This is a genomic window from Leifsonia lichenia, assembly GCF_054780215.1.
In genome coordinates this window covers 613,533-628,986 of the sequence record NZ_BAAGWT010000002.1, presented here as the reverse complement: position 1 = coordinate 628,986, position 15,454 = coordinate 613,533, and the positions used below count along the sequence as shown (strand labels likewise).

General features: G+C 69.3%; 13 protein-coding genes. All 13 read left to right on the top strand.

Going from position 1 to position 15,454, the window contains the following annotated elements:
- The first annotated feature begins 48 nt into the window (after nt 1-48).
- Nucleotides 49-780 (top strand): DUF4129 domain-containing protein, encoded by a 732-nt coding sequence (locus ACYVGI_RS07525; RefSeq protein ID WP_460632005.1) that lies wholly within the window; start codon nt 49-51, stop codon nt 778-780.
- Nucleotides 777-1,511 (top strand): hypothetical protein, encoded by a 735-nt coding sequence (locus ACYVGI_RS07520; protein ID WP_460632004.1) that lies wholly within the window; start codon nt 777-779, stop codon nt 1,509-1,511. The genes ACYVGI_RS07525 and ACYVGI_RS07520 overlap by 4 nt, the downstream gene beginning before the upstream one ends.
- Nucleotides 1,508-2,563 (top strand): AAA family ATPase, encoded by a 1,056-nt coding sequence (locus tag ACYVGI_RS07515; protein WP_460632003.1) that lies wholly within the window; start codon nt 1,508-1,510, stop codon nt 2,561-2,563. Before ACYVGI_RS07520 ends, ACYVGI_RS07515 begins: the two co-directional genes overlap by 4 nt.
- Entirely contained in the window at nt 2,560-3,999 is a 1,440-nt protein-coding gene (locus ACYVGI_RS07510; protein ID WP_460632002.1) for a DUF58 domain-containing protein, read from the top strand. The genes ACYVGI_RS07515 and ACYVGI_RS07510 overlap by 4 nt, the downstream gene beginning before the upstream one ends.
- Complete coding sequence (locus tag ACYVGI_RS07505; protein WP_460632001.1) at nt 3,996-4,526, top strand: hypothetical protein; 531 nt, start codon at nt 3,996-3,998, stop codon at nt 4,524-4,526. Before ACYVGI_RS07510 ends, ACYVGI_RS07505 begins: the two co-directional genes overlap by 4 nt.
- Nucleotides 4,527-4,706: 180 nt before the next feature.
- The gene (gene uvrA / locus ACYVGI_RS07500) at nt 4,707-7,583 is read left to right on the top strand and encodes an excinuclease ABC subunit UvrA (RefSeq protein ID WP_460632418.1); all 2,877 of its coding nucleotides are present in this window, start codon (nt 4,707-4,709) and stop codon (nt 7,581-7,583) included.
- Between the two features lie 8 nt (nt 7,584-7,591).
- A complete protein-coding gene (gene uvrC, locus ACYVGI_RS07495; protein ID WP_460632000.1) occupies nt 7,592-9,580 on the top strand; it encodes an excinuclease ABC subunit UvrC in 1,989 nt (662 codons plus the stop codon).
- Between the two features lie 36 nt (nt 9,581-9,616).
- The gene (rapZ, locus tag ACYVGI_RS07490; RefSeq protein WP_460631999.1) at nt 9,617-10,492 is read left to right on the top strand and encodes an RNase adapter RapZ; all 876 of its coding nucleotides are present in this window, start codon (nt 9,617-9,619) and stop codon (nt 10,490-10,492) included.
- 57 nt (nt 10,493-10,549) lie between these two features.
- Nucleotides 10,550-11,530, top strand: coding sequence for a DNA-binding protein WhiA (gene whiA, locus ACYVGI_RS07485; protein ID WP_460631998.1), 981 nt, complete (start codon nt 10,550-10,552; stop codon nt 11,528-11,530).
- 116 nt (nt 11,531-11,646) lie between these two features.
- Nucleotides 11,647-12,273, top strand: coding sequence for a superoxide dismutase (locus ACYVGI_RS07480; protein WP_055894023.1), 627 nt, complete (start codon nt 11,647-11,649; stop codon nt 12,271-12,273).
- Between the two features lie 102 nt (nt 12,274-12,375).
- Nucleotides 12,376-13,386, top strand: coding sequence for a type I glyceraldehyde-3-phosphate dehydrogenase (gene gap / locus ACYVGI_RS07475; protein WP_055894021.1), 1,011 nt, complete (start codon nt 12,376-12,378; stop codon nt 13,384-13,386).
- A 15-nt stretch (nt 13,387-13,401) separates the two neighbouring features.
- A complete protein-coding gene (locus ACYVGI_RS07470; RefSeq protein ID WP_460631997.1) occupies nt 13,402-14,619 on the top strand; it encodes a phosphoglycerate kinase in 1,218 nt (405 codons plus the stop codon).
- Nucleotides 14,607-15,410 carry a triose-phosphate isomerase gene (gene tpiA / locus ACYVGI_RS07465; protein WP_460631996.1) on the top strand — a complete coding sequence of 268 codons (804 nt, stop codon included), beginning with the start codon at nt 14,607-14,609 and terminating at the stop codon, nt 15,408-15,410. Before ACYVGI_RS07470 ends, tpiA begins: the two co-directional genes overlap by 13 nt.
- Nucleotides 15,411-15,454: the final 44 nt, after the last annotated feature.

The following is a 15,454-nucleotide window of genomic DNA, read 5'->3' as shown; positions in this document are numbered from 1 at the left end:
CCGTGCGGTATACGGTGGCAGGGTGAGCGCGACGACGACGGCGGGGCGATGAAGCGTCATCGGATGCTGCTCGCGTGTTCGGCGCTCGCGCTTGTCGCCGTGATCGCGCTGGCCGTGCAGGGCGCGCCGGTCTTCTCCGGGATGCGGTGGGTCCCGCCCGCCGCCAGCCAGCAGCCGCTGCCGCAGAACCTCACCGGTCAGACGGATTCCGCCAGCCCTGCGCCGCGCGAGCTGCACCAGGCCGGCCGGTTCGACATCTCCTGGTTCGTCCTCGCAGCCGCCGTCCTCGTACTGGTCGTCGTCGCCGCCCTGATCTGGCGCGCAGTGCGCCGCCGCCTGCAGCTCCCTGAGCGCGACACGCTCCCCGAGCTGCCGGACGCGCTCGGCGACGCCGCGCCCGAGCCGGAACCGAGCCCGGAGCCCGTGCAGGTCCGCCGCGGCCTCGACCTCGCCCACGACCGGCTGGGCGAGCGCCGCGAACCCCGGGACGCCATCGAGCGCGCCTGGATCGGACTCGAGGAGGCCGCCACCGACTCCGGGATGCGCAGACTCCCCGCCGAGACCCCGGGCGAGTTCACGGCGCGCGTCGTCGTCCGCGCGGCCACCGACCGGGCGGCGGCAGACAGCCTGCTCGCCCTGTACCTCCGCGCGCGGTTCAGCGACGCGCCCGTCACGGCCGACGATGTCGACCGCGCGCGGGACGCCGTGGACGCCCTGCGCGAGTCCTGGACGGCTGCGCCGCACGGGGCGGCGCCCGGCAGCGGGGGAGCGGGCCGGTGAGCGCGTCGCGGACGGACGGGACCGCGCCGAGCGCGTCGCGGACGGACGGGACCGCGCCGAGCGCGTCGCCCGCAACACCGGATGCCGCACCCGCCCAGGAGCCGGCCCCGCGCCGCACACTGCTGTTCGCCGTCGGTCTCCGCTGGCGGCTCGCCGGATGCGTCGTGCTCGCCATCGTCGTCGGCTTCCTCGCCTGGTTCTTCGGCCTCGACGCCGCGCACGCGGCCGGACTGGCGGCGGTCCTCCTGGCCGTGGCCGCCTGCGTGACGCTGCTCGGAGACCAGGCTTTCGTCGGCTGGGCGCCGGACCCTGTCCTCCCGCGCGACGGTGCCAGACGCGACGTATCGCAGCTCGGCTGGGCGCTGCACACCAAAGGCGGCGGGGTCGCGCCGGAGGCGGTGCGCCGCCTGCGCTCCGTGACCGCCCAGACGCTCGACCTCCACGGCCTCGACCTCGACGCCCCGGCAGACGCCCCCGAGATCGCGCGCATCCTCGGTCAGGACACCGTGCGCCTGCTCCGGCGTGGCAGCGCGGAGTCCCCGAAGACCGCAACCTACGAGGCGATCATCGACCGCCTCGCCCACGTCGCCGACGCCCCCGTCGGCCCCCTTGACCACAACTCGGCTGCCGTGCCCACCGCATCCACCGGGTCGACCAGGTCAGCAGCCACCACGCCCACCACACCCACCACACGCACCACGCCCGCCACGCCCGAGGAGCCGCGCCCATGACCACCGACAGCCCCACCTCCCCGGCCGACTCGCAGCAGGGCGCCGCCCTCGCCGTGGCGGAGATCGCGCGCCTGAGTTCCGACGTGCTCGACAGGGTCGGAAGCGTTGTGGTGGGGATGCGGTCGGCGCTCCAGCTGGCTCTGGCCACCATCCTCGCGGGCGGGCATGTCCTGTTCGAGGACGTCCCCGGACTCGGCAAGACGCTCGCCGCCCGCAGCATCGCGTCGGCGATCGGGCTCGACTTCCGTCGGCTGCAGTGCACGCCCGACCTGCTTCCGGCCGACATAACCGGCTCTTTCGTGTTCGCGCCGTCGACGGCGGAGTTCGTGTTCCGGCCCGGCCCCATCTTCACCGGCCTGTTCCTTGCCGACGAGATCAACCGCACGTCGCCGAAGACCCAGTCGGCGCTGCTGGAGGCGATGGCGGAGGGCCAGGTGACGGTCGAGGGCCAGAGCTTCCCGTTGCCGCACCCGTTCCACGTCGTCGCCACCTCCAACCCCATCGAGTTCGAGGGCACGTACGCGCTGCCGGAGGCGCAGCTCGACCGCTTCATGACCCGCCTGAGCGTCGGCTACCCGGATGCGGACGGCGAGAGCCGCGTCCTCCTCGCCCGTGTGAGCAGACGCAGGGAGATCGCCACTGTCGAGCCGGTCATCGACGGTGCGACGCTTCGTGCCATGCAGGACGGCGTCGAACGGGTCGACGTCGACCCGGACATCGCCGCATACTGCGTCGCCATCGCCGCGGCGACCCGTCGCCACCGCGCTGTGGAGGTGGGGGCGTCGCCCCGCGGCTCCCAGGGACTCCTGCTCGTCGCCCGCGCCCGCGCCGTGATGGCAGGACGCGACTTCGTCATCCCCGACGATGTGAAGGCCGTCGCGATCCCCGTCCTCGCCCACCGCCTCTCGCTCACCGTTCAGGCGTGGACGAGCGGCGTGCAGGCCTCCCAGGTGGTGGCCGAGGTGGTCAACGCGGTGCCTGGCCCCCCGTCGATCGGCTCAGCCAGGGACGCGGTCCCCGCCACGGCACCGGATGCGGGACTCCCGGGGTGAGCGACCCCACGGCGAGCGAGCCGGGCGAAATGCCACCAGCAGCGGACCCCGCGCGCACCACCTCCACCCACTGGAATCTCAGCCCAGCCGTCGTCGCTGCGCTGCTCGTCGCAGTGCTCTGCCTCGGCGCCGGCTTCGTCGCCGGGCGTGTTGAACTGGCGATGGTCGGTGTCCCGCTGCTGGTCGCCGCCGCATTCGGCTGGGATCGGCGCCCGGCCGAACGCATCCCTCTGTCGTTCTCCGCACACGCCGACGCCGCGCCGGGCGCGCCCGCCTCGACCGCCGACGTCCAGGCGGCCCCGACCCCCAGCACGCGCACGCGCGCGACAACCGCGCCTCCCACCCAGGGCGCCACTGTCCGGGCCACGGGCTCCGTCACCACCCCCGCGCCGGTCGACGCGTTCGGCGTGCGCATCGCCCTCCCGAACCGTGCGCCGCTCGACGCCGTCGTGACCCAGCGCACCGCCGCTGCCATCGCCACGAACATCGTCGTCGGCCACTCCGGTCCGCAGCGTCTGCTGAGGCTCGGTGCCAGGGCGATCGGCGCCGACGCGGCGTTCGTCGGGGACACCGCGGATGGTCCGTCGCTCGACAGGGTGGTGCGGCCACGCGTCGTCCCGATCAGGAGCCTTCCGCTGCCCGCGCGCCTGATCGGCCTGACCGGTCCGCATCCGTCTGCCCGCCCCGGCGACGGCGGCGAGTTCCGCGACGTGGATCGGTTCCAGCCGGGGGACAGGCTGCGCCGCATCGACTGGAAGGCGACGGCGAGGCGCTCCCAGAATGCGGGGGAGCTCTTCGTCCGCCGCACAATGGCGACCTCGGACGCCTCTGTGCAGTTCGTCATCGACAGCAGGGACGATCTGACCGCGAGGGTGGCCGACTGGGCGGCACTGCATCCCCTGCCGGGGGTCTCGTCGCAGGACTTGGCGCGGGAGGCCGTCGTATCGCTCGCCGGGGCGTATGTCGCCGCGGGGGACATGGTCGGCTTCGACGACCTCGCCGATCCTGCTCGTGCCGTCCCGCCGCGCGCGGGGGCACGTCACCTGCACCGGGTGCGTCGCGCCGTCGAGCTCACCGCTCCCCGGGGCGCCGCGACCGAGCGGGTCCGCGCCCCGATCCTCGCGCCCGGCGCGCTGGTCTACGTGATGTCGACGTTCCTCGACGAGCAACCGCTGCGGCTGGCGCTCGCCTGGCGGGCGGCCGGGCACCGGGTGATCGCGGTCGACGTCCTCCCGGCCAGGCTCACCCGCGACCTGCCCGCCAGGGAGCGGCTGGCGCTCCGCGTCGTGGAGCTGGAACGCACCCTGCGCCTCCGCAGGCTGGCCGCAGCGGGCATCGACGTGCTCGTCTGGCAGGATGCCGACGCGTCCGGCCTGCCGACAGGAGCACGGGATGCGCGGCTGCGCGAGCTGAGCAGGCCGCGGAGGGCGCGATGAGCGACGCGACCACCCCGCAGCCGGAGCTCGGCTTCACCGTGCCCGGCTGGTGGGTCAGGGCACTGTTCGCCGTCATCGCCGTATTCCTCTGCGTCACGGTCGCCGACTCCGGCTTCTGGGTGGCCGTCTCGCTCGCACTGACCGCCGCGGCCGTGGCGGTTCCGCGCTGGCTGACCGCGTGGTTCCTCATCGGGGCGCTCGCGTTCACGGTGCTGCTGCATCCCCAGTCGGTCGGGGAGTGGCGCGTATACGCGCTGATCGCCGGCGCGCACGCCCTGCACCTCACGGCGACGTGGATGCTCGTCGTCCCGCCGTTCGCGCGTCTGCAGCCCGCCGTCCTGCTGTCGTCGCTGCGCAGGTTCGCTCTCGTCCAGGTGCCCGTTCAGGCGGCGACGGCCGGTCTGCTCGCGCTCACCGGTGCCGCGCGCGGCGCCGCCGCGATCTGGCCGGCCGTGCTCGCCGGGGCGACGGTCGTCGCCCTCGTGCTCGTCGCCGCCCCCGTGCTGCTGCGCCGTCCGCACCAGTGATCCGCCGCTGTCTCCAAGCAATGTCGGTGGTGCGGCATAGACTCGGCGGCGTGCGGTGACAGGTCTGTCGATGAGCCGGTACAATCGAACATATCTTCGATCTGCGCTGGGCGAACACGGCTGGCGTGCGGCGGAGAGTAGCGGAGAATTGATCGAGTGACTGAAATTGATCGGGTGGTTATGGGCAAGGTGACCGGTTCACACCTCAGCGTGCGGGGAGCGCGTGTGCACAACCTGCACAACGTCGATCTCGAGATCCCGAGGGATTCGCTCGTCGTCTTCACCGGGCTGTCGGGGTCGGGCAAGTCGTCGCTCGCCTTCGACACGATCTTCGCCGAGGGGCAGCGCCGCTACGTCGAGTCGCTGTCCGCGTACGCGCGCCAGTTCCTCGGTCAGGTGGACAGGCCGGACGTCGACTTCATCGAGGGTCTGAGCCCCGCCGTCTCCATCGATCAGAAGTCCACCAACCGCAACCCGCGGTCCACGGTCGGCACGATCACCGAGATATACGACTACATGCGCCTGCTCTGGGCGCGCATCGGCGTGCCGCACTGCCCGGTCTGCGGCGAGCCCATCCAGCGCCAGACGGTGCAGCAGATCGCCGACCAGCTCATGGAGCTCGAGACCGGCCGTCGCTACCAGGTGCTCAGCCCGGTCGTCTCGCAGAAGAAGGGCGAGTTCGTCGACCTCTTCAAGGAGCTGGCCGCCAGCGGTTACTCGCGCGCGCTCGTCGACGGAGAGCCGGTCCAGCTCAGCGACCCGCCGACCCTCAAGAAGCAGTACAAACACGACATCTCCGTCGTCGTCGACCGCCTGGTCGCCGGGCCAGACATCCTGAGCAGACTGACCGACTCGCTGGAGACCGCTCTGCGGCTCACCGACGGTCTCGTCCAGGTCAACTTCGTCGACGAAGAGGGCCCGGATGCGTGGCGCACGTTCAGCGAGAAGCTGTCCTGCCCCAACAACCACCCCATCCAGCTCACCGAGATCGAGCCGCGCACCTTCTCGTTCAACGCACCGTTCGGCGCCTGCCCGGAGTGCTCCGGCCTCGGCACCCGCATGGCGGTGGACGAGGATCTGCTGCTCGGCGACGAAGACGTCAGCATCGCCGATGGCGTCATCATCCCGTGGACGACGCAGGGCAGGGGACTGTTCCAGTACTACGAGAAGCTGCTCGACGGCCTCGCCCGCGACCTGAAGTTCTCCCTGAAGACGCCGTGGAAGAAGCTCTCGGAAGAGGTCCGCAACGCGGTCATGCGCGGCGACAACTTCGAGGTCAAGGTCAAGTGGAAGAACCGCTACGGCCGTGAAATGAGCTACACCTCCGGCTTCGAGGGCGTCGTGCCGTACATCGAGCGTCAGTACCTCCAGGCCGAGACCGACACGCAGCGCGCCCGGTGGGCGGAGTACCTGCGCGAGGTCCCGTGCTCCGTGTGCGGCGGCAAGCGCCTCAAGCCCGAGGTCCTCGCCGTCCTCGTACACGGCGCCAGCATCGCGGACGCGTCACAGCTCAGCCTCAGCGACGCCCGGCTCTTCATGGACAAGCTCCACCTCACCGAGCGCGAGGAGAAGATCGCCGCGCAGGTGCTGCGCGAGATCAAGCTCCGTCTCGACTTCCTCATCCAGGTGGGGCTCAACTACCTCGACCTGTCGCGCGCTGCCGCAACGCTCTCCGGTGGCGAGGCCCAGCGCATCCGGCTGGCCACGCAGATCGGCTCCGGCCTCACGGGCGTGCTGTACGTGCTCGACGAGCCGAGCATCGGGCTGCACCAGCGGGACAACCGACGCCTGATCGACACCCTCGTCGCCCTGCGTGACCTCGGCAACACCCTCATCGTGGTCGAGCACGACGAAGACACCATTCGCACGGCGGACTGGGTGGTCGACATCGGCCCAGGCGCCGGCGTCAACGGAGGTCACGTCGTGCACTCCGGCTCCTACGACGAGCTGCTGCAGAACAGAGACTCTCTGACCGGCGACTACCTCTCCGGCCGCAAGGAGATCGAGATCCCGGCCAAGCGCCGCAAGATCGACAAGAAGCGCATGATCTCCGTGGTCGGCGCCGAGGCCAACAATCTGAAGAAGGTCACGGTCGACTTCCCGCTCGGCACGTTCGTGGCCGTCACCGGGGTGAGCGGCTCCGGCAAGTCGTCGCTCGTCAACGACATCCTCTACCGGGTGCTCGCCAACAAGCTCAACGGCGCTCGCAAACTGCCGGGCAAGCACAAGGCGGTCACCGGGCTGGAGAACCTCGACAAGGTCGTCCACGTCGACCAGGCGCCGATCGGGCGCACCCCACGGTCCAACCCGGCCACCTACACGGGCGTCTTCGACCGCATCCGCACGCTGTTCTCCGAGACGATGGAGGCGAAGTCGCGCGGTTACCTGCCCGGCCGGTTCAGCTTCAACGTCAAGGGCGGGCGCTGCGAGGCGTGCTCCGGCGACGGCACGATCAAGATCGAGATGAACTTCCTGCCGGACGTCTACGTCGCGTGCGAGGTCTGCGGGGGAGCGCGCTACAACCGCGACACCCTGGCCGTGCACTACAAGGGCAAGAACATCGCAGAAGTGCTCGACATGCCGATCAGCGAGGCGGCGGAGTTCTTCCGGCCGATCTCGGCGATCCACCGCTTCCTGCAGACCCTCGTGGATGTCGGACTCGGTTACGTCCGGCTCGGCCAGAGCGCCACCACCCTCTCCGGAGGCGAGGCGCAGCGCGTCAAGCTCGCCACCGAACTGCAGCGCCGTTCCAACGGCCGCAGCGTCTACGTGCTCGACGAGCCGACCACCGGTCTGCACTTCGAAGACGTGCGCAAGCTGCTGCTGGTGCTCAACGGGCTCCTCGACAAGGGCAACACGGTCATCGTGATCGAGCACAACCTCGACGTGATCAAGTCGGCGGACTGGATCATCGACATGGGCCCGGAGGGCGGTGCCGGCGGCGGCGAGGTGATCGCGACGGGCACACCGGAGCGCGTCGCGGAGACACCGGGCAGCCACACCGGATACTTCCTCAAGGAGATCCTGCAGGGCGAGAGCGCCCGGGGCGCCGCGTAGGGCCCGCGGTGGCAGACACCGTCAGCTACCGGCCCAAGACCGGGGAGATCCCGACGCAGCCGGGTGTGTACCGCTTCCGCGACGCCAACCGGCGCGTGCTCTACGTCGGCAAGGCCAAGAACCTGCGCGCGCGGCTGAGCAACTACTTCCAGCCGCTCCGCAGCCTGCACGAGCGCACCAGGCGCATGGTGACCACCGCCGCCTCGGTGGAGTGGACGGTCGTCGCGTCGGAGTTCGAGGCGCTGCAGCTCGAGTACACCTGGATCAAGGAGTTCAACCCTCCGTTCAACGTCCAGTTCCGGGACGACAAGTCGTACCCGTACCTGGCGGTGACGCTCGGGGACCGCATCCCGAGGGTGATGGTCACGCGCAACCGCGGAGTGAAGGACGCGCGCTACTTCGGCCCGTACACGAAGGTGTGGGCGATCAGGGACACGGTGGACCTGATGCTCAAGGCGTTCCCGATGCGGAGCTGTTCCGACGGGGTGTACCGCCGTGCGGAGCTGACGGGGCGGCCCTGCCTGCTCGGCGACATCGGCAAGTGCGCTGCGCCCTGCGTCGGCAGGATCAGTCCCGAGGATCACCGCGGCCTCGCCGAGGACTTCGTCTCGTTCATGGCCGGCAACGACACCAAGGCCATCCGGCAGCTCACCGAGCGCATGAAGGCGGCGGCCGGCACCCAGGACTACGAGGCGGCGGCCAGGCACCGCGACGCCATCCAGGCGCTCGAGGCCGCGATGGGCAAGAGCGCCGTCGTGCTTCCGGACAACGTGGATGCGGACGTGTTCGGCATCGCGCATGACGAGCTCGCGGCCGCCGTGCAGCAGTTCATCGTGCGCGGGGGCCGCATCCGCGGGGTGCGCAGCTGGGTGGTCGACAAGGAACTCGACGTCGAGCTCGGCGACCTCGTCGAGACGGTCGTGCAGAACGCGTACGAGGGCGCGGATGCGCCACCGCGCGAGATCCTGGTGCCCGAGCTGCCGGACGACGCGCTCGAACTCGAGCAGTGGCTGACGGCGCGCAGGCAGGAGATCGGCGACCCTGCAGCGCCGCGCGGGCGGCTCTCCGGGCGCGTCGAGTTGCGCGTCGCTCAGCGCGGCGACAAGGCAGCGCTCGCCCAGACGGTCGAGATGAACGCCAAGAACGCGCTCGTGCTCTACAAGACCAGGCGCAGCTCGGACTTCGTCGCGCGCTCCAAGGCGCTCAACGACATCCAGGATGCGCTCGGCATGGCCGACGCACCGCTGCGGATGGAGTGCTACGACGTCTCGCACCTGAGCGGCACCAACATCGTCGCATCGATGGTCGTGTTCGAGGACGGCCTGCCACGCAAAGACCAGTACCGGCGGTTCAGCATCCCGGAGTCCACGGACGACACGGAGTCGATCTATCAGGTCATCACGCGCAGGCTCGCCTATCTGAAAAACCCAGAGGCTGAGTTCGCGGATGCAACGGAGGAGGCGCCGGTGAGACCGGCCGACTCCGCCGACGACGGAGACGACCCGGAGATCGACATCGACGCCGAGCTCGCCGAGGCGGCGGAGAAGCGGCGCAAGAAGTTCGCGTACCCGCCCAATCTCCTCATCGTCGACGGCGGGCAGCCGCAGGTAGCCGCGGCCAGGCGGGCGCTGGAGGAGTCCGGGGTGCAGGGCATCCAGTTGGTCGGAATCGCCAAGCGCCTCGAGGAGATCTGGCTGCCGGACTCCGACTTCCCTGTCATCCTCCCGCGCAACAGCGACGCGCTGTTCCTCATCCAGCGCATCCGCGACGAGGCGCACCGGTTCGCCATCACCTACCAGCGTGCGAAGCGCAAGCGCGACATCGGCTCCGTGCTCGGCGAGATCCCCGGGCTGGGGCCGTCGAGGGTCAAGGAGCTGCTGAAGCACTTCGGCTCCGTCGCGCAGCTCAGGAAGGCGACGCCGGACGAGATCGCGCAGGTGCGCGGAGTGGGTCCGACCCTGGCGGCGGCCATCCACGAACGACTCGCCAGTCGCTAGGCTTGGGGGACACCTTTCGAGCGGAGGACAAGGCTGATGAGCACCGACACCGAGCAGCAGGAAGTGCTGATCGTGACCGGGATGTCGGGAGCGGGGAGGTCGACGGTCGCCAACGCGCTCGAAGACCTCGACTGGTACGTGGTCGACAACCTCCCTCCGCAGATGCTGCGCCCCCTGATCGAGCTCGCGAATCGCGCGGAGTCCGGTCTGCCGCGCATCGCCGCCGTGGTGGATGTGCGCGGCCGCAACTTCTTCGTCGACCTGCGCGACCTCATCCAGAGCCTGCGCGAGGGCACCAAGGTGCGCGTGCTGTTCCTAGAGGCGACGGACGCCGTGCTGGTGCGCCGGTTCGAGCAGGTGCGCAGGCCGCACCCGCTGCAGGGCGACGGCACGATCCTCGACGGCATCACCGCGGAGCGCACCCGCCTGCGGGAGATCCGCGAGGCGAGCGACATCATCGTCGACACGTCGGATCTGAACATCCACCAGCTCGCCACCAACATCACGGAGACCTTCGCTGCGGAGAACACCGCGGGCGTCCAGGTCACCCTGATGAGCTTCGGCTTCAAGTACGGCCTTCCCGCCGACGCCGACCTGGTGACTGACGCGCGCTTTCTTCCCAACCCGTTCTGGAACCCGGAGCTGCGCCCGTTCACCGGGCTCGACGCCGTGGTGCGCGACTTCGTCCTCGAGCAGCGCGGAGCACAGGAGTTCATCGACGCGTACGTCGCAGCACTGCGCCCGATCCTGGACGGCTATCAGCGTGAGAACAAAAGGCACGCCACGATCGCGGTAGGCTGCACGGGGGGAAAACACCGGTCCGTGGCGATTGCGGAAGAGCTCGCCGCCCGGTTGAAAGAGATCCCAGGGCTCGCGGTGAACACAAAACACCGCGACCTCGGCCGTGAATGAAGCCGGCCACACCCTCCACGGCCCCACGACAGGCCGTTCGACAGAAAAGGAACACGATTGGCTCTCACCGCCGACGTCAAAGATGAACTCACGAAGGTCGAGGTCAGCAAGACCACCGTCCGGGCAGCCGAACTCGCGACCATCCTGCGGTTCTCCGGTGGTCTGCACCTGATCAGCGGCCGCATCGCCGTCGAGAGCGAGCTGGACACGCCCGAGCTGGCGCGCCGCGTGAGGAAAGACCTCGCCGAGCTGTACGGCGTCCGCAGCGAGGTCTCCGTCATCTCCGCCTCCGGCCTCCGGCGAACCAGCCAGTACCTCGTCCGCGTGCTCGACGGCGGAGAGACCCTCGCCCGTCAGACCGGACTGCTGGATGCACGCCGCCGCCCGATCCGCGGCCTCCCGAACCGCCTCACCACCGGCTCCCGCGAGGAGCTCGCGGCCGTCTGGCGCGGCGCGTTCCTCGCGCACGGCTCGCTCACCGACCCCGGCCGCTCCGCGGCACTCGAGATCACCTGCCCCGGCAACGAGTCCGCGATGGCGCTCGTCGGCGCAGCTGGACGCCTCGGCGTCGCCGCGAAGGCCCGCGAGGTCCGCGGTGTGCACCGCGTCGTGATCCGCGACGGCGACGCCATCAGCGCGATGCTCGTCCACATGGGCGCCGCCAAGACCGTCGAGAACTGGGAGCAGTTGCGTCAGCGCCGCGAGGTGCGCGCTACTGCTAACCGTCTCGTGAACTTCGACGACGCCAACCTGCGCCGCTCCGCCCAGGCCGCCGTCGCCGCCTGCGCCCGTGTGGAGCGCGCGATGGAGATCCTGGGCGACGACGTTCCCGACCACCTGCGCTACGCCGGTGAGCTCCGCCTGAACTTCCGCGACTCGAGCCTCGATGAGCTCGGTCACCACGCCGACCCGCCGATGACGAAGGATGCGGTCGCCGGCCGCATCCGTCGGCTGCTCGCCATGGCGGACAAGAAGGCCGTCGACCTCGGCATCCCCGGCACAGAGGCGAATCTGCCGTCCGACCTCGACGAGGTATAGACCCCCAGCCTGGGGAAGCAACCGGTGGTCAAGACGGTTGCGCTCAGTAGACTGGAAACGTCGCTCGAAGCCCGGTGCGAACCGCTCGCGCAGGGAACCACATGAGGAGATGAGTAATGGCTGACTACACGCTCGCAGACCTTCCATACGATTACTCGGCGCTTGAGCCGAACATCAGCGGTCGGATCATGGAGCTGCACCACGACAAGCACCACAAGGCGTATGTCGACGGTGCGAACACCGCCATCGCCAAGCTGGCAGAGGCGCGCGACGCCGATGACCTTGGCAACGTCAACAAGCTCCAGAAAGACCTCGCGTTCAACCTCGCGGGTCACGTCAACCACACGGTGTTCTGGAACAACCTGTCGCCGGACGGCGGGGACAAGCCCACCGGCGAGCTCGCGGCGGCAATCGACGAGTTCTTCGGATCGTTCGACAAGTTCCGCGCACACTTCACCGCGTCCGCCCTCGGCATCCAGGGCTCCGGCTGGTCGATCCTGGCGTGGGACTCGCTCGGGCAGAAGCTCATCATCGAGCAGCTCTACGACCACCAGGGCAACCTCGCCGCGGCCACGGTTCCGCTGCTCCTCCTCGACATGTGGGAGCACGCGTTCTACCTGGACTACGTGAATGTGAAGGCGGATTACGTCAAGGCATTCTGGAACATCACCAACTGGGGCGATGTCCAGGAGCGCTTCACCAGGGCGCGCGAGAAGACCTCCGGCCTGCTGCTACTGTCATAGCGGGAACGGTGTCCCGGATGGTTCGCCGCCCGGGACACCGCCGTCCGCTCCCTACCCACAACACCGCGCCGTCGGGCGCCCATCAAGTAACTGGAGACATCTGTGTCCGTAAAGATCGGAATCAACGGGTTCGGTCGCATTGGTCGTAACTTCTTCCGTGCCGCTCTGGCCAAGGGCAGCGACCTCGAGATCGTCGCCGTCAACGACCTGACCGACAACAAGGCGCTCGCGCACCTGCTCAAGTACGACTCGATCACCGGTCGTCTGGATGCGACGGTCGAGCTCGACGGCGACAACATCATCGTCAACGGCAAGGCCATCAAGGTCCTCGAAGAGCGCGACCCCGCCAACCTCCCGTGGGGCGAGCTGGGCGTCGACATCGTCATCGAGTCCACCGGCCGTTTCACCAAGTCCGAGGATGCGCGCAAGCACATCGCGGGCGGCGCCAAGAAGGTCATCGTCTCCGCTCCCGCCACCGGCGACGACGTGGCCACGATCGTCCTCGGCGTCAACGAGGAGACCTACGACAGCGCCGTGAGCGACATCCTGTCGAACGCGTCCTGCACCACCAACTGCCTGGCCCCGCTCGCGAAGGTCCTGCTCGACAACTTCGGCATCGAGCGCGGTCTCATGACCACGGTTCACGCGTACACCGCAGACCAGAACCTGCAGGACGGCCCGCACAGCGACCTCCGTCGTGCTCGTGCGGCCGCCGCCAACATCATCCCGACCTCCACCGGTGCCGCCAAAGCCCTCGGCCTGGTCATCCCCGAGCTCGTCGGCAAGCTCGACGGCTACGCCCTCCGCGTCCCGGTCATCACCGGCTCGATCACCGACCTCACGGTCGAGGTCGCCAACCCGGTCACGGTCGAGCAGGTCAACGCCGCGTACAAGGCTGCCGCCGAGGGCCCCCTCAAGGGCATCCTCAAGTACACCGAGGACCCGATCGTCTCCACCGACATCGTCAGCGACCCGCACTCGTCGATCTTCGACGCCGGCCTGACCAAGGTCATCGGCGGCACGCAGGTCAAGGTCGCGTCCTGGTACGACAACGAGTGGGGCTACTCCAACCGTCTCGTCGACCTGACCGAGTACGTGGCCGAGCGCCTCTAACGACAGGGAACCGACGTGACGCTCCGCACACTTGATTCACTCGGTTCGCTCGCCGGCAAGCGGGTCATCGTCCGCTGTGATCTGAACGTCCCCCTGAAGGACGGCCAGATCACGGACGATGGCCGCGTGCGAGCGTCGATTCCCACCCTGAACGCCCTGATCAATCAGGGTGCGAAGGTGGTCGTCATCTCCCACCTGGGACGCCCGGAGGGCGCCCCGGATGCGAAGTACAGCCTGGCGCCGGTTGCCCAGCGGCTCTCCGAGCTGCTGGGCAAGCCGGTGACCTTCGCCAAGGACACCGTCGGCTCCGGCGCAAAGGATGCGGTGGACGGCCTGCAGGACGGCGACGTCGCCCTGCTGGAGAACCTCCGCTTCAACCCGGGCGAGACGAGCAAGGACGACGCAGAGCGCGAGGCCTTCGCCGCGAAGCTCGCCGCCTTCGGCGACGCCTTCGTCTCCGACGGCTTCGGCGTCGTGCACCGCAAGCAGGCGAGCGTCTACGAGCTGGCTAAGGCCATCCCGAGCGCCGCCGGACAGTTGATCGCCACCGAGCTGGATGTGCTCGACCGCCTCACCGAGAACCCGGAGCGACCGTACGTGGTCGTCCTCGGCGGCTCGAAGGTGTCCGACAAGCTCGGCGTCATCGGCCACCTGCTTCCGCGGGTGGACTCGCTGCTGATCGGTGGCGGGATGCTCTTCACCTTCCTCGCGGCGCTCGGCCACCCCGTCGGCTCCAGCCTGCTGGAGGCCGACCAGATCGACACCGTCAAGGGCTACCTCGCGAAGGCGAAGGAGCTGGGCGTCGAGATCGTCCTCCCGCGCGACGTCGTTGTTGCCTCGAAGTTCGGTGCGGACGCGGAGCACGTCGTGCGCCCCGTCGACGGCATTGAGAACACCGACTGGGGCTCCGCAGGTCTCGGGCTCGACATCGGCCCGGAGACGGGCACCCTGTTCGGCGAGTACATCCGCGGCGCACGCACCGTGTTCTGGAACGGCCCGATGGGCGTGTTCGAGCTCGCGCCGTTCGCCGCAGGCACCAAGGCCGTCGCGCAGGCGCTCACCGAGATCGACGGCCTCGGGGTCGTCGGCGGAGGCGACTCCGCCGCCGCCGTGCGCGCTCTCGGATTCACAGACGACCAGTTCGGTCACATTTCTACGGGTGGCGGTGCGAGCCTCGAGTTCCTCGAGGGCAAGCACCTGCCGGGACTGGAGGTCCTCGGATGGCAGCAGTGAGCTCTTCGGTGCGGCGTACGCCGCTCATCGCGGGCAACTGGAAGATGAACCTCGATCACCTGCAGGCGATCGCGTTCGTCCAGAAACTCGCGTGGAGCCTCAAGGACGCGAACCACGACTTCGCCAGCGTCGAGGTCGCCGTGTTCCCGCCGTTCACCGACCTGCGCAGCGTGCAGACCCTGGTGTCGGCCGACAAGCTCCCGCTCACGTTCGGCGGGCAGGACGTCTCCGAGCACGAGTCCGGTGCATACACGGGTGAAATCTCCGCGACCTTCCTCGCGCAGCTCGAGTGCCGCTACGTCATCATCGGTCACTCCGAGCGGCGCACGCTGCACGGAGAGACGGACGAGCAGGTCGCCGGCAAGGTCGCTGCGGCGCTGTCGCGCAACCTGTCACCGATCATCTGCGTCGGCGAGACGGCGGAAGACCTCGAGGTGCACGGCGCGAGCGCTGTGCCCGTCGCTCAGCTTCGCGCCGCCCTGGCGAACGTCACCTCGGCGGCCGACCTGGTGGTCGCGTACGAGCCCGTCTGGGCCATCGGCTCTGGTCAGGCTGCCACCCCGGAGCAGGCCGAGCAGGTCTGCGCCGCGTTGCGCGCCGTACTGGTCGAGGTGCTCGGCGAGGATGTCGCGGCGAAGACGCGCATCCTCTACGGCGGCTCGGTGAAGTCCGGCAACATCGCGAGTTTCATGCGCGAACCGAACGTCGACGGAGCCCTCGTCGGAGGCGCGAGCCTCGATGTCGCCGAGTTCGCGAGCATCGTGCGATACCAGAAGCACGTCGGACTCTGACCCCACCGGTTATACTGGTCGTTGGTCTTCCCGGGCGCTGAGTC

Bases quoted from the DNA above. Each gene is read 5' to 3' on its own strand.
- ACYVGI_RS07525 (WP_460632005.1), top strand. From the start codon at position 49: ATGAAGCGTCATCGGATGCTGCTCGCGTGTTCGGCGCTCGCGCTTGTC.
- ACYVGI_RS07515 (WP_460632003.1), top strand. From the start codon at position 1,508: ATGACCACCGACAGCCCCACCTCCCCGGCCGACTCGCAGCAGGGCGCC.
- ACYVGI_RS07505 (WP_460632001.1), top strand. From the start codon at position 3,996: ATGAGCGACGCGACCACCCCGCAGCCGGAGCTCGGCTTCACCGTGCCC.
- uvrA (WP_460632418.1), top strand. From the start codon at position 4,707: ATGGGCAAGGTGACCGGTTCACACCTCAGCGTGCGGGGAGCGCGTGTG.
- rapZ (WP_460631999.1), top strand. From the start codon at position 9,617: ATGAGCACCGACACCGAGCAGCAGGAAGTGCTGATCGTGACCGGGATG.
- ACYVGI_RS07480 (WP_055894023.1), top strand. From the start codon at position 11,647: ATGGCTGACTACACGCTCGCAGACCTTCCATACGATTACTCGGCGCTT.
- tpiA (WP_460631996.1), top strand. From the start codon at position 14,607: ATGGCAGCAGTGAGCTCTTCGGTGCGGCGTACGCCGCTCATCGCGGGC.